Raw genomic sequence first — 18,378 nt, 5'->3', positions numbered from 1 at the left:
GTGCGTTATTAATAGTTCTGGTAGTATAAGCTTTAATAGGTCCAAAGATAATTCCAATGCCGATCGTTTTCTTGCAAAGATCGGACTCCTATTTCAATTCACACACAACTTTTGGGATTGATCCACAATTTGTAGTGCATTTTTGTTTACATATGTTGTGGTTATTCCTAAATTGAAGTTGATAATTTTAGAGAATCCTTATTTTATCGTATTTTTAGTAAGGAATCATTATTAACGATATAGTTATGCCCTTGTATCATAAATTAGGTGAAATTCCCCCCAAAAGACATACTGTTTTTAGAAAAAAGGACGGAGGTCTGCATTATGAACAGCTGTTCGGAACCATTGGTTTTGACGGTATGTCATCGCTTATGTACCATCTACATAGACCTACAATGGTAAAGGAAGTGGGGAAGTCCTTTGACGTTTCCCCTAAAGCCATGGTGTCACATAACATTAAATCCAGGTTGCTCAAAGGTTTTGAAGTTAAGCCTATGAACGATTTTTTGGAAAGTAGAACGGTGATGCTGTTCAATTCAGATGTTCATGTCTCGCTTGCTGCACCTAAAAAATCTATGACCGATTATTTTTATAAAAATGCGGATGCAGATGAACTATTGTTTATCCACCAAGGGACAGGGGTTTTGAAAACCTTGTTGGGAGAAATAAGGTTCGAATTCGGGGATTATCTTATTATCCCCCGTGGAATGATCTACCAGTTAACTTTTGATAATGAGGATAACAGGTTGTTGATTGCTGAATCCTATCAGCCTATTTACACGCCAAAAAGATATAGGAACTGGTTTGGACAGCATTTGGAACATTCTCCATTCTGCGAGCGGGATTTTAAATTGCCACAGAATTTACAAACCCATGATGAGTTGGGCGATTTTGTGATCAAGGTGAAAAAACAGGGGCAATTGCATCATTTGGTGTATGCCTCGCATCCCTTTGATGTGGTAGGTTGGGATGGGTACAATTATCCTTACGGTTTTTCTATACATAATTTTGAGCCCATTACCGGTCGTGTACACCAACCGCCTCCAGTACATCAGACTTTTGAGACTTCTGCCTTTGTGGTCTGTTCCTTTGTACCACGTTTGTACGACTACCATCCACAATCCATACCTGCGCCATACAATCATTCAAATATAGATTCCGATGAGGTATTGTATTATGTAGATGGTGATTTTATGAGCCGTAAGAATATCGACAAAGGATATATCTCATTGCATCCAGCGGGTATTCCCCATGGGCCGCATCCAGGCACTTATGAAGCTAGTATTGGGAAATCCAAAACAGAAGAGTTGGCAGTAATGATAGATACGTTTAGACCATTGCAATTAACAAAGGCGGCCTTGGATATTGATGATGGCAAATATTACCAATCTTGGTTGGAATAAGACCTGTGCCCTGTTGATTTTAAAAGTAGTTTTCCTGAAATTGGATTAGTGATTGCTGTGGATAACAAAATGAATTAAGGAAGCGGCCAATTTAGCTGTTTGATGGTCAATATCGTAGGTAGGATTCATTTCAGCTATATCCAGACTTATCATTTTTTTGGAATCGATAATAATGTTAAGGCATTCCAAAACCATTTCAGGGGAGAAACCCATAGGAGAAGCTGCACTAACACCAGGAGCGTAAGCCGAAGAAAATCCATCCAGATCAATCGTGGTATATACATAATCGATCTCTTTTATAAATTGCTTTATTTTATTCTTGATTTCGCTGAAATGTAAAAGATTGAAGTGTTTTTTTTCTACATAGGAGACCCCTAATTCCTTTGCGGTTTCAAATAGGATTTTGCTATTGGCATCCTCACGAATCCCTAAACATAGATACCTAAAGTGGGAATTGTCCAATTTGCATTCCTGGGCAATTTGATAAAAGGGAGTTCCGGAATTATTATTGGGTTCATTTTGGCGCAGATCAAAATGGGCGTCAAAATTGATAATGCCAATAGTTGGCTTCGCGCCTTCCGCAGCCAGATATTTTTTTATACCATTGTAATGGCCAAAGGCAATATCATGTCCCCCTCCCAAAAGAATAGGGAAGGTGTTGTTTGTTAGTAGTTGGGTAACGGTACGGGCCAAAACGGTTTGTGTCTTTTTTAAATCCCCGTCTTTACAATCTATGGTTCCGGTATCCATAAGTAAAGTGTCTTCTGACAGGTGATTGGGTAGCTTCGCGAGTTGCTTTCTTATGGCATCTGGACCCAAGGCGGCACCCATTCGCCCTTCGTTTCTTTTAACCCCTTCGTCGCAGGCGTACCCCAATAACGCCCAAGCCCGCCCATTGACGTTAGGAATTTTCTCGGAACTAAGATCAACAAATACCACTTTTTCGTTTAGGTAAAGTTGTTGACTAGACTTGCGGCCTGTCCAGGTTAATGGGTCAGTTTTGGAATAGGTGTGCATTCTAATTGAATTTTATAGGTTGATGGCCTAACTAACCCAAAAAATTATTCTAGGTCAATTTCAAACAAAATAAAGCAATTGATAGGTGTGAAAACACCTATATCAATATTAGTGTTTTTCCATTTGATGGAAGCAAGTGTTGCCAAGTATTTTTCAGGATACCTGTCGCTTTTTCACTGCGCTTTTGGCGCATTTATAATATCGTATTGGATAGCTTGAAGGATAAGCTGGAATCCTAATATAATGGATAGGGTAACGATCATAATGGTGCCTGTAGGGGCAAAGGTATTTAGGTTGGCGTAATATATCCATTCCGAAATACCAAAAATAAGACCGAAAATAAACAGTGGAAAACCAAATAACAGATATACAGAACCAATATTAAAATCGTATAAAAAATATTCTTTTACAACACGTTTTAAGAAAGTGCTGGTTAACCTTGCTCCAAAGACAAAGGGCATTTTCCATATTTTCATATTCGATTTTTCCTCACCGTAAATGGCGGGCATAGGGACGTCCTTAATGGCGGCTTTTTCAAAGTATAGTTGAGACAAAAGAGAGGTTTCAAAATAATAACGGTCAGCAAGTTTGCTAAAATCCAACTTTTTCAGAACATCGGTTTTAATGGCCAAAAATCCGTTGGTGGGATCAAAGTTGTGCCAATAACCTGTGGCTGATTTAATAAGGAATGATAAGCCTAAATTGCCAATTCTACGCACAATAGGCATGGCTCTTAAGGCTTTTAGGTCCTTAAATCTATTGCCTTTGGTTACATCACACTTATTGGCAATTAAAGGGTCTAGTAAATCCGGAAGATAGCTAAGGTCCATCTGGTCATCTGCATCGACCTTGATTATAATTTCTGCACCAATTGCAATGGCCTCTTCAAAACCTCTTTTGGTAGCACCACCGACCCCTAAGTTTATAGCATTTTCTAAAAAATATAAGGTTGCCTTTGAATGTACAAGTTTTTCCAAATCTTCTTTGGGTAATGGGGTTGGACTTTTATCGTCCACAATTATTACGTACTGTATGTATTCAGGTAATTTGGAAATAACGAGTAATATTTCATTTGAGGCATTGTAATATGGGATTACAACAGCGATTCTATTTGTACTATATTTCTGCATTTCCATGGTTGCCGTGTTAGTTAGGATTCATTGTTCGTTATAACTTTCCCTTTTATTCTTTTAGTTCCCTGCCTGTTGTTTGGCGAAACTTAAATTTCCTTTTGCCAACTTAGAGTTCGCATCTAACTTTAGTGCTTCATTACATGCAGCTATTGCCTTTTGGTATTCGTTTAGTTCGTTGTAGGCAGAACAAATGTTGTTGTAGGCAATGGCGTTTGGTGCCAATGCGATAGATTTCCTAGCAGCTGCTATGCAGGTCTGATATTTTTCTTTCCTGTAATATTCAAGACTAAGATTTATATAATAATTTGATACTTCCTTATCGGATAAATTAGTGGTGGCATTGGCGGTACTCTTCTTTTTATCCATAGCATTTTCCAAATTGTTTTTAGCCAATTGATAGGAGGGTTTTAACTCCAATGCCTTTTGGTAGGCCTCTATGGCCTGGTCATAATTCAATAAATAAAAATATCCTATACCTATATTGTTGTATGCATCAGGGTATTCCGGTTTTAATTCCAAAGCTTTTTCGGCTGCTCGTATACAATCTTCGTAGTTGCTTTCATTGAAATATTGTAAACTTAAATTTAAGTATTTTTCTGGGCTTGGAGCACTGTCCACCTCTTCTTCCAGCGCCATAAGAATTGATTTTTTGTTCAAAGCAATATCCAAGTATTTTTTAGCGGTGCTATCTTCTGGCCATTTTGCCAAAACTTCATTGCTAAAGTTTTTTATATTTCCCCAATCCTTTTGTTTATGAAAGGATTTTAGGATATATTCCTGGGTATCAAGATAATTGGGAGTAAGGTTGTTTACCTGAGTAAAATAATCTATTGCCTCTTTAAACTGGTCATTTTGAAATAAATACCGCCCATAGAAGTATTTGGTTTTATGATTTGAATCACTTAGTGACAAGGCCTTTTTGAAGTTTTTGTCTGCACTTTCCTTATCGCCTATGGCATTTTTTAAAATACCTAGGTTGGTATAAATGCTGGAATAATTAGGGGAATATTCCAAGGCCTTATTAAATGATATTTCGGCATTGGTATAATCGGCATCTGCCATGAGGGCAAGTCCATAATTCATATGGCCACGGCCATTTTTAGGACTTTTTATGGTAACATCTTTCCAAAGACTAAGCTCGTCTTTCCATACTTTATTGCGCTGGTGAAGGCCATAGGCATTAGCAGTCAAGAAAAAGATGATGAACAAGGCCATTGAAAATTGACCAATATGTGTGTTCAATATTTTTGGGAAATAGGTTTCAAGTATATATTTGCTGCCAAAAACAAAGGCTATTGTTAGGCCCATATAGGGTATAAAACTTCGGTGGTCATTTAATACTTCGGCAAAGGGAAGAACAGAAGAAGATGGAAGTAGCGAAATGAAAAACCACAACATGCCAAAGGAAAATAATTTGGTTTCCTTTTTATTGGACGCTCTTAGAGCCAAGTAAGCCAAAAGAGCAATACCAACTATCCCTAATATGGGCCTATAATCCAAAATGGACTCAAAGGCCATCCAGTCCGTGTCGGCGGAAAGGTTATATGGAATGAAATAGGTCAAAATATAATGGCACATTACTAAAGGTTGGGTAATCAAATAATTGTACCGATCAGGTCCACCTGGGGCAAAGGTATCCGGTAACATGCTGAAATAGAACACTAAAAATGCTACGGTCAGTATAAAGGAAGGAAACACCTTGACAAAGGAGCGGATACATTTTTTAAACTCAGTTGTCCTATAAAAGTGTAAAAGGTCTACCTCTTCCTCAAAAACTAAGAAATAAAGAAATAATAGCGGCGAAAAAACCAAAGCCATTTCCTTGGAAAAGAAGCCAATAAATGGAAAAATGAGATAGAGATGCCATTTTCGCCATTTACCACCACTTAGAAATGCGACAAATCCTAATAAGACATAAAACCCTGCAATAATTTCCGACCGTTGAATAATATAATTTACCGTTTCCGCATTAGCACATAGTAAACCAAATGCTGCAGCGACCAGTAATCCCCAAAACTGATTATAGTGGGAGAATTCTAGCTGGTCCAATAGTTTTTTCACAAAAAGGCAGAGAGCAGCACAGGTAAATAAGAAAAAAATAAAAATATGGATATGGAATGTCCATGGGTCCAAACCGTTTCCCAGTTTAAAATCGATGGCATTTTCTAGGGTAGTATAAGGCCGATAGGTCTGATTGCTAGGGAGTGAACTAAAGGTGGTGGCATCCTTGAAAAATGATATGACATTCACCTCTTTAATAGCATTGTTATCCTCAATGGTATGGCTGTCATCAAAATGAAACCCATTTAAGAAATGATTGGAATATGCCAATGTGAGTGAAAACAAGAGTAGTATGCTCAGTAAAATAAAAACCGGGTTTTTAAAGGTGTTGGAGTTGTTGTGGTTAAAACCGGTAATCTTGTATACAGCCTTAGTAAACTTTGGAATTACTGTAATCATCGAGTTTGGTAATTTTTTTTCTTGGTTTTTAAGTGACATCATGTTACAGACATCCAAGCCACATTTTTATATTTTATTATAATCCATGTCAACCACGAATCTATTCAAAATAATTCTATTGTCGTGGCTTAATTATATATGCTATACTTTTCTAAAAACAAAACAACGGGTATCAGGGAATATTTGTAGGAACGGAAAAAGTAAAAACACCCCAATTTTAGTTGCCAATCTCATTAAGTATCCTTGTTGGTTATCCTGTTCTATTCTATCGGATATTTCTGATAAATTGATAGTTTTCAATGGAAAGGACTCTACGGGTTCAAAATTGTTGTCCTTGGCCAGCGTCAACAAGGTGCGTTTAGTAAAATAGCTTAAGTGTGGGCTGTGAAAATTAAATTGCCACATTCTGTCCAATATGGATTTTACACCAAATCGATAGGCTATTTTGGAAATGAAATAAATTATTCCGTCTTGTTGAGGTAAATTAATAATCAGCAGGCCGTCGGAATTGAGCAAATTGTAGTTAGCTTTCATTATTCCGCTTAAATCTGGTAAATGCTCCATAACATCATTATAGGCAATGAAGTCGTATAATAGCGGTTTAGAAAGATCTTGGGGAAAAAAACCATTCTCCACTTGCAGACCTTCCCTTTTGTAGTGGTCATTAAAGCGAGTTTCTGGTTCAATACCTTCACAACTAATATTATGGTCTTTACAAACCTCCAAAAACCACCCATAACCAGGACCTACTTCCAGACCGAGTGACTTATTTTTACTATGTTTTTTGATAGTGTCAATGATATGCTGAAAATTTTCCTTCCGTAAATTTATAAGTGCTTTTTCCCTAGTTTCTTCATTTAAATCGGAAATTAAAGTTTTATTGAAAGTAGCGTCGGGGCAAAATTGAAAACCGCAATTTGAACATTGATGCACATTAAACTTAAGTTGGTATTGTAATTTGGTTTTGGGACTGTTACAAATAGGACAAGGAATCATTATTTTAATTATGTTATTTACTCAATATTTATTCCAACAAAAGGGGAAACAATCTTTAATTTATCCAGACAGAACTAAGATGTTAGAACTGTTTGGTGCATAAAAATAGATGTTTCCAAGTAATTTATAAAATTTTGAAAAGATTATTACTTCAAGCTCTGTAACTGGATTGATTTTCTCGGTAATATAGTCGTGATAATTAATATGAAGACATGGTCAAATGGCATATATGGTAAATGATTATTTAAAAAGATTTTCCAACAAGTCATCTTCCACTATATTGGGCAAGGTAACCTTTAATTGCGGTGTACGTGCCATTTCCCGTCTTATGGCATACATGGCTTCCTTGTTTCTGGCCCAACTTCGTCTGGATATACCATTGTTTACATCGTAAAAAAGTAGGCTTTTTAACCGGCGGGAAGCATCGTTGGTACCGTCCAGAACCAATCCAAAACCTCCATTGATGACTTCGCCCCAACCTACACCACCACCGTTGTGAATGGATACCCAAGTGGCACCCCTAAAACTATCGCCAATAACATTTTGGATTGCCATATCCGCCGTAAACCTACTGCCGTCGTAAATATTACTAGTTTCCCTAAAAGGGGAATCTGTACCTCCCACATCATGGTGGTCTCTCCCCAAAACAATAGGTGCGGTTATTTCGCCCGATTTAATGGCTTCGTTGAAGGCCTCTGCAATTTTAGTCCTCCCTTCGGCATCGGCGTATAATATGCGGGCCTGTGAACCAACCACCAAATTATTGGATTCCGCTTCCTTTATCCACTTTATGTTGTCTTGCATTTGCTGCCGAATCTCGGAGGGAGCGGTAACCAACATTTCTTCCATGATACCTAATGCAATGTCATCTGACTTTTGTAAGTCGCTCGGGTCTCCGGAAGTACACACCCATCTAAAGGGTCCAAATCCATAGTCGAAACACATTGGGCCTAGGATGTCCTGGACGTAGGAAGGGTATCTAAAATCCTTGCCATTACCTGTCATAATATCTGCACCCGCTCGAGATGCCTCTAATAGAAAAGCATTGCCATAGTCAAAAAAATAAGTGCCCTTGGCCGTATGTCTGTTAATTGCCGATACCTGTCTCCGCAATGAGGCTTGTACCTTTTGTTTAAATTCTGCAGGTTTGGTCCTCATAAGATGGTTAGATTCTTCAAAAGTTAGCCCAGCAGGATAATAGCCTCCGGACCAGGGGTTATGTAGGGAAGTCTGGTCCGATCCAAGGTGGATAAATATATTTTCCTGATCAAATTTTTCCCAGACCTCAATGATGTTGCCGATAAAGGCCAGTGAAACAGTTTCATTCCGCTCCTTGGCCTGCTTGGCTCTTTTTGTTAATTGATCCAGATCTTCCAGAAGTTCGTTTACCCAACCTTGTTGGTATCTTTTTTCTGCGGCAGCTTTATTTACCTCTACGCAAATCGTAATACAACCAGCAATATTTCCAGCCTTGGGTTGGGCTCCGCTCATACCGCCCAACCCTGAGGTGAGGAATATTTTGCCTTTAGCGCATTCTTCACTTTTTAGAATTTTTCTAAAGGCATTCAGTATGGTTATGGTTGTGCCATGTACTATTCCCTGCGGGCCAATGTACATATAGGAGCCAGCAGTCATTTGCCCGTATTGGGTAACTCCTAGGGCATTATATTTTTCCCAATCGTCCTGCTTGGAATAGTTGGGAACCATCATCCCGTTGGTGACCACCACTCTTGGTGCATCTTTGGACGAGGGAAATAGTCCCATGGGATGCCCGGAATAAATGTGCAGGGTTTGTTCCGCGGTCATAATGGCCAAATACTGCATGGTAATTATATACTGTGCCCAGTTTTGAAAAACAGCGCCATTACCACCATAGGTTATGAGTTCTTCGGGATGCTGTGCTACCATGGGATCTAAATTGTTTTGTATCATTATCATAATACTGGCGGCCTGTGCGGTATTTGCCGGATATGCGTCTATGGGTCGCGCGTGCAGTGGGTAATTTGGTTTAAAGCGGTACATATATATTCTGCCCAGCGTATTCAATTCTTCGGAAAATTCCTTGCTCAATGTCTCATGCCAATCTGTAGGGAAATATCGCAGCGCATTCCTGATGGCTAGTTTTTTCTCTTCCAAGGACAGGATATCCCTGCGCTTGGGGGCCCTATTTGTATTCTCTGGATAGGTTTTTTTTACTGGTAATTCTTTTGGAATACCTTGTAAAATCTGAATTTTAAAATTCTCTTTCGTCGTCGTTCCAGTCATTTTTTAAGGTTTTAAACATCTACTGCCAGTCTTCCTTTTTTCCAAACCAAGGAAGGTAGCAGCATACCTTGATGGTACAGTATTTCTTTATAATTGCAGGTAGGAAATGCAATTAGGTCGGCCATAAGTCCGGTTTCAATTATACCACGATCCTTTAAGTTCAGGGCTGCGGCGGCCCTATAGGTAATACCGGCCAAGACTTCTGCATTGGTCAGTTTTTCAAAGGTGCCCAGAATAGCAGCTTGGATTAATAAATTTCCCATTGGGGCAGACCCAGGGTTCCAATCACTGGCAATTGCCACTGAAGCTCCTGCGTCCAAAAGTTTTCGGGCCGGGGCATAATTGCATCCTAACCCAATGGAAGCACCGGGCAGGGCAGTGGCCACAGTATTGCTTTTGGCCAACATTTGAATTTCTCCTTCCCTGCTTGCTTCCAAATGATCGGCACTTATGGCATCATATTTTACAGCAACTGCACTGCCTCCAGTAGAAAATTGATCAGCATGTACGGTAATATCAAATCCCATTTCTTTAGCCTTGTCAAAATAGGGGGCTATTGAGGACGGGGAAAAGGCGCCTTCCTCTAAAAAGGCATCGATCCTATGGGTCAACTTTTCTTTTTTTAAAATAGGAAACAGGACTGTACTTATTTCTAATAAATAATCATCTACAGTGCCTTGATAATCTTTTGGAAACATATGGGCGGCCAAGCAGGTGGTAATAAGGTCAGCCTGGCATTCTTCATTGGCCATTGCCATGGCCCTGAGCATTTTTAACTCCTCTTGCACCGAAAGTCCATAACCACTCTTAACTTCGATGGTAGTCACCCCATTGTTCATATGTCTTTCTGCTCTTTCCTTAATTGCGTTAACAAGTTCAAGTGTGCTGGCTTTTCTGGTTTGGGTAACCGTGTCCCAGATGCCGCCTCCGGCCTTGGCAATTTCGAGATATGTCTTTCCCGAATTGCGAAGGGCATAGTCATTGGCCCGGCTGCCTCCAAAGCAAATGTGGGTGTGGGCATCAATAAACCCCGGTAAACATACCATATCGGAAAGGATCAGCAAATTCTCAACATTTAGGTTGTTCGCTTCTTCTGATATTTGCGCATAGGGTCCCACGGAATATATTTTTTCATCGACCATTATAATGCCACCATTTTCAATAATAGTTAATTGCTGGTCTGACAAGGCTCCTTTAAGGGGCAATCCGGCCATCGTCAAGATTTGCTTAAAGGGACCTATAAGTGTATATTTTTTCATTCTTTCTAATGATTGAGGTCAATGTCCGTGTGCCATTTTTTACAACCTAATATTTTTCAAATTCCGTTTCGTACGGACTGTTCATTTTTAGTTTGTTCCGTTTCATGGTTTTTTCAACAGTGCTTATAATGGTGCGGTCTTTGATCATATCAATTCCTTTTTCAATATCCTCGGAAAATACCCGGTCTCTTTGGGCAAAAGCCACTTTTTTGCGAATTTCCTTATGTACTTCGTCCAATAGTACTCCTGATTTCATGGGTTTTCTAAATTCAAAAGCCTGTGCTGCCGTAAGGAGTTCTATGGCCAAGATTTTTTCGACGTTTTCCAATACTTGCAGGGCTTTTCTCCCACTGATAGATCCCATGCTTACATGGTCTTCCTGTCCCAATGAAGTGGGGATGCTATCGGCACTTGCAGGGAAGCACAATCCCTTGTTTTCACTGGCCAAAGCAGCGGTGGTGTATTGTAGTATCATATAACCGGAATTGATTCCGGTATCTTTCATCAATAACTTGGGGACTCCGGGACTGTTGCCCTCCAATGCTAAATAAATGCGGCGGTCCGAGATATTTCCCAACTCAGAGGCGGCCAGGCAGGCGTAATCCAAGGCCATGGCCAAAGGCTGTCCGTGAAAATTCCCGCCACTAATCGTTAATTCCTCATTTATAATTATAGGGTTGTCCGTCACAGAATTTAATTCTATCTCCAACAATTCTTTTAAATGTAGCCAGGCATTTCTTGATGCACCGTGTACTTGGGGTATGCAGCGGAGCGAATAGGGGTCCTGAACCCGTTCGCAATCTATATGGTCTTGCATTATTTCTGAGTCTTCCAATAAGAATCGGATTCTTGCGGCGACGTGACTATTGCCCTTAAATGGACGTAGTTCATGCAGTTCCTTAAAAAAGGGTTTTACACTTCCCTGAAGCCCTTCAATCATCATGGCCCCGATAATATCGGCATGACTAAGGCAGGCTTGCATTTTGTCCACAACTTTTATGGCATGGGCAGCAATAAATTGGGTACCGTTTATTAGAGCCAGACCTTCTTTGGGACCCAATTCTAGAGGCTCAAGATCCAATTCTACAAAGAGTTGTGCTGTAGTGAGAATCTTTTCATTATAGGATACCTTCCCCAATCCGATAAGTGGTAAAAATAAATGGGATAAGGGGGCAAGGTCGCCAGATGCACCTACCGAACCTTGGGATGGCACCACAGGGATGGCGTCATTATCTATATGCCATAATATTCGGTCCAAGGTAGTTTCCGCAATGCCAGAATAACCTTTGGCTAGGGAATGGATCTTTAAAATGAGCATTAATTTGGCAATTTCGGTTTCTATAGGGGCGCCAACACCTACACTGTGACTTTGAAGGATGTTGGTCTGAAGAATTTTGGTCTCCGCTTTGGAGATTTTTACAGTACATAAGGGGCCAAAACCGGTGTTGATTCCGTAGACGGGTTGCCCTTTGTCCACTATATGGGCCACTGCGTTATAACTGGCTATAATTTTTTTTCTTGCTGTTTGGGATATACGACCTTTAATCGCTCCCTGGGCAATGTCCAAGGCAAGGCTTGCCGTTAGTTGATCTTCCCCGAAAAAAAATATTTTTTTTGAAGTAGCCATGAGATAATTTTTTTCAATATAAATTTATTGATTAAGTTTGATAATCGCCAATACCATTAATATATATACTTAATAACCATGGGTTATCAAATAGAGCTTCGACATTTCCATTATTTCTTAGCGGTTGCTGAAGAATTGCATTACAGAAAGGCTGCGGAAAAGCTATGCATTTCTCAACCTGGTTTAAGTAGACAGATTAAGCAAATGGAGGAGATTTTGGACGTAAAACTTTTTGTTCGGAGTAAAAAGAAAGTATCCCTCACCGCTTCAGGAGAATATCTGAAAAGTGAAATTGAGTTCATCCTAAATCATTTGGAAGTCACTAAAAAGCAGTTACGGCATATTCGCGATGGTAATTTTGGGGAGGTTAGGATAGGCTTTTTGGGCTCGGCCATGCAAGAGGTAATTCCTAATTTATTGGTAAAGCTTAAGGAAAAATTCCCTGGAATAAAGACCAATTTGGAAGAATTGTCCAACAGTGCGCAAGTCAATGCTATATTGAAGGATAAATTGGATATGGGTTTTGTGCGTTTGTCCAGAGTACCGGAGGGGCTTAATATTCAGCCAGTATTTAATGATACATTTTCTGTGGTGTTGCCCGAATTATATCCTCTACTGACAAGGGAATTTAGGGATGTAGGGCAATTGGCGGAAGAGAATTTTATCCTATTCGCCCAAGATTATAGTCCGTTGTACTTTGATACGGTAATGAGTATATGTGAAGACGCTGGTTTTACACCTAAAGTATCCCATAAATCGGTTCATGCCCACACTATCTTTAAGTTGGTGGAGAATAATTTAGGTATCGCCATAGTCCCAACTTCTTTGCAATACGGATTTCAAATGAAGGTTAAATTTATTGAATTAAAGAATATTCCTCAAAAGGCGGTGCTTTCTGTTTGCTGGAAGGAGGACAATAGGAACCCTGCTTTGAGACATTGTACTAATTTGTTGTTAAACGAGTCATAGTGGAGCCTTTAATAACTTTAGTTTGTAATAAAATAATTTAAAAGAATATGATTTTTGATGTAATAAAGTCGCGCCGATCAGTTTTTCCGGCACAATATAATGGCAAACCTATTGAAAGGGAAGCCATAGAGAAGGTCTTGGAGGCCGCCAATTTTGCGCCTACCCATAAAAAAACAGAACCATGGCGTTTTAGGGTGCTACAAGGGGAGACTAAAGAGAAATTGGGGTTGTTCCTTTCTTTAAAATACATGGAAACAGATCCCAAACCAAAGCAATTTAAGGTAGAAAAGCTGATATCAAACCCTAAAAAAGCTGGGGCTGTAATAGCCATATGCATGCAACGGGATCCGCAAGAAAGTTTGCCGGAATGGGAAGAAGTGGCTGCGACCGCAATGGCCGTACAGAATATGTGGCTCTGTTGTACAGAGATGGGAATTGGCTGTTATTGGAGTTCTCCAGGTCTTATTAAACATATGGACGATTTTTTTGAGTTGAATAAGGGGGAGGTATGTCTGGGATTTTTCTATATGGGCTATTATGATGAAGAAATATCCGAGGTTACCAGAGGGCCATGGCAGGAGAAAGTAACATGGTTATAAGGATTTTTTTTAGGAGAAAAACGGAAACAATGTTGATCTGTATTCCCATGCCTTGTAAATAAATAGTCCTAAATAAATTATAGTAACCATAAACTTTAGGAAAGTACCTGTTAGAAAACCGAGAAAGGATCCAAAAGCGGCCTTAAGTGCCGTTTTTTGATCTGCTTTGTTAATGAGCTCTCCCACTAATGCCCCTAAAAAGGGCCAAACAATGATGCCTAAAAAACCTAGAACAGGAAATATTAAGGCTACCAAAAGTCCAATGGTGGTACCTATCATACCCCACTTACTTCCGCCGAATTTTTTGGTTCCCCAAACAGGAATAATATAATCCAAAGCAAATACCATTATGGCAATGGCCAAGGTTATTCCCAAAAAGACCCAATCATCCGGGATTGCCGTTGTGAGATAGAGTAGGAGTAGGCCTACCCAGCTTATTGGGGTTCCTGGGAGTACAGGAAGAAAACTACCCAATACGCCAATAAACATTAAAATGAGTCCAATAATCAACAAGGCAATATCCATACTATTCTTTTGAATTCCGTTGGGAACACGTTTTCTGTTTGACGAAGATAGGGAGGAATTGTTACACGGATTGGGAAAGGCCGGCTCTAGTCACATGGACTGAGTCCGATTTAGGGACGCTCCAAACCTAAGATGTCCACAGGAAATTATGTGCTTTCCCAGGACTTGGGACTCCAATCCCTTCCGTCTCCTCGGCTGCTAGCCGAGGATTCACCTTCCCTTATCCAAGGGAAGGAGCTTACAATTATTAAACTCATAGTTTTACTTTAACACAATGTAATGCTAAAAAAATGCTCCTTCCCCTAATCAGGCCTGTCCCGCGTTTTCCGCGTGAGGACAAGGTGGCTTCGACAAAGGAGTAGCCGGAAGGGGTGTGAAACGCCGGCCATTCTGTGTAATAAGAGATTGCGTCGTAACCATAGCTCCCACTGGTCATTTAGGATGACGCTTCATAAAAGAAAGAAAACTAATCTTACTTTTAATCCAATATTGAATAATCCAAAATTCCCCTCTTTAGAGGGGTTAGGGGTGTGTTTTCACTGCTTGCTAGGATTGTATTTGGGAATCTATACCCTAACTATATCCTATAGGGACGATTGGCTTTTCCTTGGACTTGGACTTGGGACTCCAATCCCTTCCGTCTCCTCGGCTGCTAGCCGAGAATCCACCTTCCCTTATCCAAGGGAAGGAGCCTATTATTATTATTATTATTAAACTCATGATTTTATTGTCACCTATTGCTAGTGTGAGCGTCACGCTCGTGCCTACTTAGAATTCAGATCAGAAAAATTTCGTTATGCACTTGGCGCTCGCACTAGCTTAAAGGGTACGAGAGCTTCAAAGCATTTTTTAACTAAATTTTTAGTTCAAACTAAATTTTTAGTTATATTTGTTATAGTGTTCAACTAAGAAGTTAGTTAAATAGTGCTTGAGGACACAAAAAAAAACAATAAAACCAGGAGATGAAACAGTTGACCAAAGCAGAGGAAGAGGTAATGCAGGTATTATGGCAGTTGCAGAAATGCAATGTAGCCGCAATCATAGATGAATTGCCAGAGCCCAAACCAGCGTACAATACGGTTTCGACCATAGTTCGCATCTTGGAAAGCAAAGGATTTGTCGACCACGAGCAGGAGGGCAGGGGCTATCTCTATTTTCCGTTGATTAAGAAATCGGATTACGGCAATCAGTCCATCAACAAATTGGTGGACGGCTATTTTCAGGGCTCTTTTAAAAGTATGGTCTCTTTCTTTATGAAAAAGAATGATATGAGCCTTTCGGAATTGGAATCCATTCTCAAGGACATTAAAAAAGAGAAGGAATGATACAGTATATTTTAGAATGCATGGCATTCCAGCTATTGTTTTTGATTATTTACGATCTGTTCCTAAAACGGGAGACGTTTTTTCAATGGAACAGGGTGTACCTGATCGGGACATTTGTACTTTCCCTTTTGCTGCCTTGGATAAAGATTGAGGCTTTTAAGACTAAGGTGTCTTCCGAATATTTTATATATCCCGAGTATTTGTGGGGAACGGATATGTCTGAAGGGGTTGTTGTTGCTCCTGAAAATTCTACTTCTTTTGGTTTTTCTGCAACCGAAATAATATTTTACGGCGGTATGTTAATTGCAGCCTTGCTGTTTGGCTATAAACTGTTCCAAATAAACCGACTAAAACGTCAAGGTGAAATCCGTTATTTTAAGGACTTTACTAGGGTAGTGGTAAGAAACAGCAATTTGGCCTTTTCTTTTTTTAGGTCTATTTTCTTGGGGGACCAAGTGTTGGAAAAGGAACATCAGAGCATCATTCAGCACGAGTTGGTACATATCCAACAAAGACATAGTTGGGATTTGTTGTTCTTTGAGCTGATACGTATTGTGGGCTGGTTTAATCCCCTGGTCCATGTTTATCAAAATAGGGTTTCCGAATTGCACGAGTTCATCGCCGATGCAAAAGTGGCCAAGACCCAAAAAGCGGAGCAGTATCAATTGTTGTTGTCGCAGGTTTTTCAGACCCAACATATTTCTTTCATCAATCAATTTTTTAAATCATCATTAATCAAAAAACGAATCGTCATGTTACAAAAATCAAAATCAAAAAACGTTTGGCAGTTAAAGTATCTTCTAATAATTCCCTTGATATTAGGGATGCTGGTGTATACCTCATGTGAGGGAGAAAGTATTATTGTAGACAAAGGGGATGTAAAATTCCAATCAACTAACGATGTCCCCTTTGCAGTCATAGATAAGGTACCAATATTTCCTGGATGTGAAGACTCGGATAATAAAAGGGACTGTTTTAACACCATGATGCAAAAACATATTGGAAAGAATTTTAGGTATCCTGATGAAGCACAGGAAAAGGGCATTCAAGGACGGGTAAATGTAATGTTCACTATAGGGGAGGATGGAAGTATTGGCAATGTTCGGATGCGAGGGCCGGATAGGTTACTAGAAGTGGAAGTCGCACGTATTATTTCTTTATTGCCCCAAATGACCCCCGGAGAACAAAAAGGAAAGAAAGCTCGGGTTCCATTTTCTATTCCTATTACATTTAAGCTTGAGGGAAGTGAAGAGAAGGAAGCTCAACCTTTAACATATAAATATGACGGTAGCGGATATGTTCCATTTGCAGTTGTTGAAGAAGTTCCTATTTTTCCTGGCTGTGAAGAGGCCACGGATCCAAGGGCATGTTTCAATGAAAAGATTCAACGACATATTGGAAAGAATTTTAGATACCCTGAAGAAGCCCAGAATAAGGGGATTCAAGGTAGGGTTCATGTGATGTTTGTTATTGGAGAAGATGGTAGTATTGGAAACCTGAAGGTTCGAGGTCCCGATAAGTCTTTAGAAGGTGAAGCCGCCCGTATTATTTCTTTACTGCCCCAAATGAAGGGTGGTAAACATAAAGAAAAAGGGATAAAAGTTCCCTTTTCTATTCCTATCACCTTTAAATTGCAATAAATTAGTGATAAATATATTCAGGATTATTTTTTTACTAATATTCACCAAGGCAGGAGCCCAGTCATCGTCCTTGACGGTAGCTGACAGTCTTTATGCTATTGGCAATTATACTTTGGCTATAAATGAATATGCCAAGGTGGCAAGCCCGAATGCCCAATTACAGATTGCCCGAGCCTACAATGCTATAGGGAATTACGAAAAGGCACTGGCACAGTATGAAAACATAGTCCAAAAAACGAATTCCAAGAATTGGCAACATATGAACTTGGAAGGCTGTATCTAAAACTTAAGAAACACGCTCTTGCCAAGGAGGTCTTTTCTCAATTAGTAGATGGAAAGAATCCTAACCCTGAATACTTCTACTATCTAGGGGAGTCCTTAAAAGAATTAAATCTTTTTCCCGAGAGTATTGCTGCCTACAAGCATTCGGTAAAGGTTGATAGCACCCATTTGCGCAGTTTGTTTCAATTAGGGAAATATTATGTATTGCAAAGGGAACGGGACTCAGTTCTGAAATATGTGGATAAAGGATTGCATTTTTACGAAAATGATGTGAGCTTAATCAATCTCAAGGCCCTAGCTAACTACAATGATAATTTGCTATGGCTTGCTTTACCTTTATTTGAACGGCTGGTTGACTTGGGAGAGGATAAGGAATATATTTTTGAAAAAATGGGGTATTCATATTTTGCCATCGGAAAGTACGAGAAGGCAAAAGTGGCCTATGAGAATCTATTAGCGTTTGACGAGGAGAACCCTATTGCACTTTATGGCATGGGGAGTGCATATGCGAAATTGCAGCAACTGGATAGTGCCAAGATCTACATTAAAAAATCTATTGAGGTTCAGAAAGTGGTGTTGGACAAGGAGTATAATGCCCTGGCCAGACTGGCGGTTGAACAAGACGATTTAAAATTGGCGATCGAATATTATAAAAAGGCTTTTAAGGAAGATCCAACGGGATATTTATATAAATATGAAGTTTGCCTATTAACCGATCAATACTACAAAAATCCTCAAATGTCCCTAAAATGCTATCAGGAATATCAGGAGCAATTTGGTGGTAAAAGAGATTATTTTTCAGAATTCACCTCCAAAAGGATAATGCAATTAAAGGAGGAAATTCATATGGAAACTCCTTAAATTGATCAAAATATTGT

16 protein-coding genes are annotated in these 18,378 nt (G+C 39.5%); 7 read left to right on the top strand and 9 right to left on the bottom strand.

The window, feature by feature from the left end; all coding sequences use genetic code 11:
- Positions 1-245 precede the first annotated feature (245 nt).
- Positions 246-1,403 carry a homogentisate 1,2-dioxygenase gene (locus CWD90_RS13155; protein ID WP_103476535.1) on the top strand — a complete coding sequence of 386 codons (1,158 nt, stop codon included), beginning with the start codon at positions 246-248 and terminating at the stop codon, positions 1,401-1,403.
- A 45-nt stretch (positions 1,404-1,448) separates the two neighbouring features.
- On the opposite strand, the gene hutG is transcribed toward CWD90_RS13155, so the two are convergent.
- From hutG to hutH, 7 genes are all read right to left on the bottom strand, one after another.
- Positions 1,449-2,420, bottom strand: coding sequence for a formimidoylglutamase (hutG, locus tag CWD90_RS13150; protein WP_103476534.1), 972 nt, complete (start codon positions 2,418-2,420; stop codon positions 1,449-1,451).
- A 173-nt stretch (positions 2,421-2,593) separates the two neighbouring features.
- Positions 2,594-3,556 carry a glycosyltransferase family 2 protein gene (locus CWD90_RS13145; protein ID WP_103476533.1) on the bottom strand — a complete coding sequence of 321 codons (963 nt, stop codon included), beginning with the start codon at positions 3,554-3,556 and terminating at the stop codon, positions 2,594-2,596.
- Between the two features lie 54 nt (positions 3,557-3,610).
- On the bottom strand, positions 3,611-6,013 hold the full coding sequence (locus CWD90_RS13140) for a tetratricopeptide repeat protein (RefSeq protein ID WP_192878026.1): 2,403 nt from the start codon (positions 6,011-6,013) through the stop codon (positions 3,611-3,613).
- Positions 6,014-6,154: 141 nt separating this feature from the next.
- A complete protein-coding gene (locus CWD90_RS13135; protein WP_103476531.1) occupies positions 6,155-7,009 on the bottom strand; it encodes a class I SAM-dependent methyltransferase in 855 nt (284 codons plus the stop codon).
- Between the two features lie 240 nt (positions 7,010-7,249).
- Entirely contained in the window at positions 7,250-9,274 is a 2,025-nt protein-coding gene (locus tag CWD90_RS13130) for a urocanate hydratase (protein WP_103476530.1), read from the bottom strand.
- An 11-nt stretch (positions 9,275-9,285) separates the two neighbouring features.
- Positions 9,286-10,533 (bottom strand): imidazolonepropionase, encoded by a 1,248-nt coding sequence (hutI, locus tag CWD90_RS13125; RefSeq protein WP_103476529.1) that lies wholly within the window; start codon positions 10,531-10,533, stop codon positions 9,286-9,288.
- 46 nt (positions 10,534-10,579) lie between these two features.
- Positions 10,580-12,160: a histidine ammonia-lyase gene (gene hutH, locus CWD90_RS13120; RefSeq protein WP_103476528.1), complete on the bottom strand. Its 1,581-nt coding sequence runs from the start codon at positions 12,158-12,160 to the stop codon at positions 10,580-10,582.
- Positions 12,161-12,238: 78 nt separating this feature from the next.
- On the opposite strand from hutH, the gene CWD90_RS13115 reads away from it, so the two are divergent.
- A complete protein-coding gene (locus tag CWD90_RS13115; RefSeq protein WP_103476527.1) occupies positions 12,239-13,129 on the top strand; it encodes a LysR family transcriptional regulator in 891 nt (296 codons plus the stop codon).
- 47 nt (positions 13,130-13,176) lie between these two features.
- A complete protein-coding gene (locus CWD90_RS13110; protein WP_103476526.1) occupies positions 13,177-13,728 on the top strand; it encodes a nitroreductase family protein in 552 nt (183 codons plus the stop codon).
- Between the two features lie 9 nt (positions 13,729-13,737).
- On the opposite strand, the gene CWD90_RS13105 is transcribed toward CWD90_RS13110, so the two are convergent.
- Together CWD90_RS13105 and CWD90_RS23065 are read right to left on the bottom strand one after the other, a co-directional pair.
- Complete coding sequence (locus CWD90_RS13105) at positions 13,738-14,253, bottom strand: DUF456 domain-containing protein (protein ID WP_103476525.1); 516 nt, start codon at positions 14,251-14,253, stop codon at positions 13,738-13,740.
- Positions 14,254-14,826: 573 nt separating this feature from the next.
- Positions 14,827-14,973, bottom strand: a complete 147-nt coding sequence (locus CWD90_RS23065) for a hypothetical protein (protein ID WP_157941221.1) — start codon at positions 14,971-14,973, stop codon at positions 14,827-14,829.
- Positions 14,974-15,215: 242 nt separating this feature from the next.
- Here CWD90_RS23065 and CWD90_RS13090 point away from each other — a divergent pair, with 242 nt between their 5' ends.
- From CWD90_RS13090 to CWD90_RS13075, 4 genes are read left to right on the top strand one after another with little or no spacing between them, the layout of a single operon-like run.
- The gene (locus tag CWD90_RS13090) at positions 15,216-15,578 is read left to right on the top strand and encodes a BlaI/MecI/CopY family transcriptional regulator (RefSeq protein ID WP_031442279.1); all 363 of its coding nucleotides are present in this window, start codon (positions 15,216-15,218) and stop codon (positions 15,576-15,578) included.
- Complete coding sequence (locus CWD90_RS13085) at positions 15,575-17,218, top strand: TonB family protein (RefSeq protein WP_103476522.1); 1,644 nt, start codon at positions 15,575-15,577, stop codon at positions 17,216-17,218. Before CWD90_RS13090 ends, CWD90_RS13085 begins: the two co-directional genes overlap by 4 nt.
- A gap of 4 nt (positions 17,219-17,222) precedes the next feature.
- Positions 17,223-17,501 carry a tetratricopeptide repeat protein gene (locus CWD90_RS13080; protein ID WP_103476521.1) on the top strand — a complete coding sequence of 93 codons (279 nt, stop codon included), beginning with the start codon at positions 17,223-17,225 and terminating at the stop codon, positions 17,499-17,501.
- On the top strand, positions 17,468-18,361 hold the full coding sequence (locus tag CWD90_RS13075; protein WP_103476520.1) for a tetratricopeptide repeat protein: 894 nt from the start codon (positions 17,468-17,470) through the stop codon (positions 18,359-18,361). Before CWD90_RS13080 ends, CWD90_RS13075 begins: the two co-directional genes overlap by 34 nt.
- Positions 18,362-18,378: the final 17 nt, after the last annotated feature.

The sequence above is a fragment of the Arenibacter catalasegens genome, assembly GCF_002909235.1.
GTDB lineage: Bacteria > Bacteroidota > Bacteroidia > Flavobacteriales > Flavobacteriaceae > Arenibacter > Arenibacter catalasegens.
The sequence above is the reverse complement of the archived record's forward strand: the minus strand, read 5'-3'. Positions and strand labels throughout refer to the sequence as shown.

Coding starts and splice junctions, on each gene's coding strand:
- CWD90_RS13155 (WP_103476535.1), top strand. CDS start 246: ATGCCCTTGTATCATAAATTAGGTGAAATTCCCCCCAAAAGACATACT.
- hutG (WP_103476534.1), bottom strand. CDS start 2,420: ATGCACACCTATTCCAAAACTGACCCATTAACCTGGACAGGCCGCAAG.
- CWD90_RS13145 (WP_103476533.1), bottom strand. CDS start 3,556: ATGGAAATGCAGAAATATAGTACAAATAGAATCGCTGTTGTAATCCCA.
- CWD90_RS13140 (WP_192878026.1), bottom strand. CDS start 6,013: ATGATTACAGTAATTCCAAAGTTTACTAAGGCTGTATACAAGATTACC.
- CWD90_RS13135 (WP_103476531.1), bottom strand. CDS start 7,009: ATGATTCCTTGTCCTATTTGTAACAGTCCCAAAACCAAATTACAATAC.
- CWD90_RS13130 (WP_103476530.1), bottom strand. CDS start 9,274: ATGACTGGAACGACGACGAAAGAGAATTTTAAAATTCAGATTTTACAA.
- hutI (WP_103476529.1), bottom strand. CDS start 10,533: ATGAAAAAATATACACTTATAGGTCCCTTTAAGCAAATCTTGACGATG.
- hutH (WP_103476528.1), bottom strand. CDS start 12,160: ATGGCTACTTCAAAAAAAATATTTTTTTTCGGGGAAGATCAACTAACG.
- CWD90_RS13115 (WP_103476527.1), top strand. CDS start 12,239: ATGGGTTATCAAATAGAGCTTCGACATTTCCATTATTTCTTAGCGGTT.
- CWD90_RS13110 (WP_103476526.1), top strand. CDS start 13,177: ATGATTTTTGATGTAATAAAGTCGCGCCGATCAGTTTTTCCGGCACAA.
- CWD90_RS13105 (WP_103476525.1), bottom strand. CDS start 14,253: ATGGATATTGCCTTGTTGATTATTGGACTCATTTTAATGTTTATTGGC.
- CWD90_RS23065 (WP_157941221.1), bottom strand. CDS start 14,973: ATGAGTTTAATAATAATAATAATAATAGGCTCCTTCCCTTGGATAAGG.
- CWD90_RS13090 (WP_031442279.1), top strand. CDS start 15,216: ATGAAACAGTTGACCAAAGCAGAGGAAGAGGTAATGCAGGTATTATGG.
- CWD90_RS13085 (WP_103476522.1), top strand. CDS start 15,575: ATGATACAGTATATTTTAGAATGCATGGCATTCCAGCTATTGTTTTTG.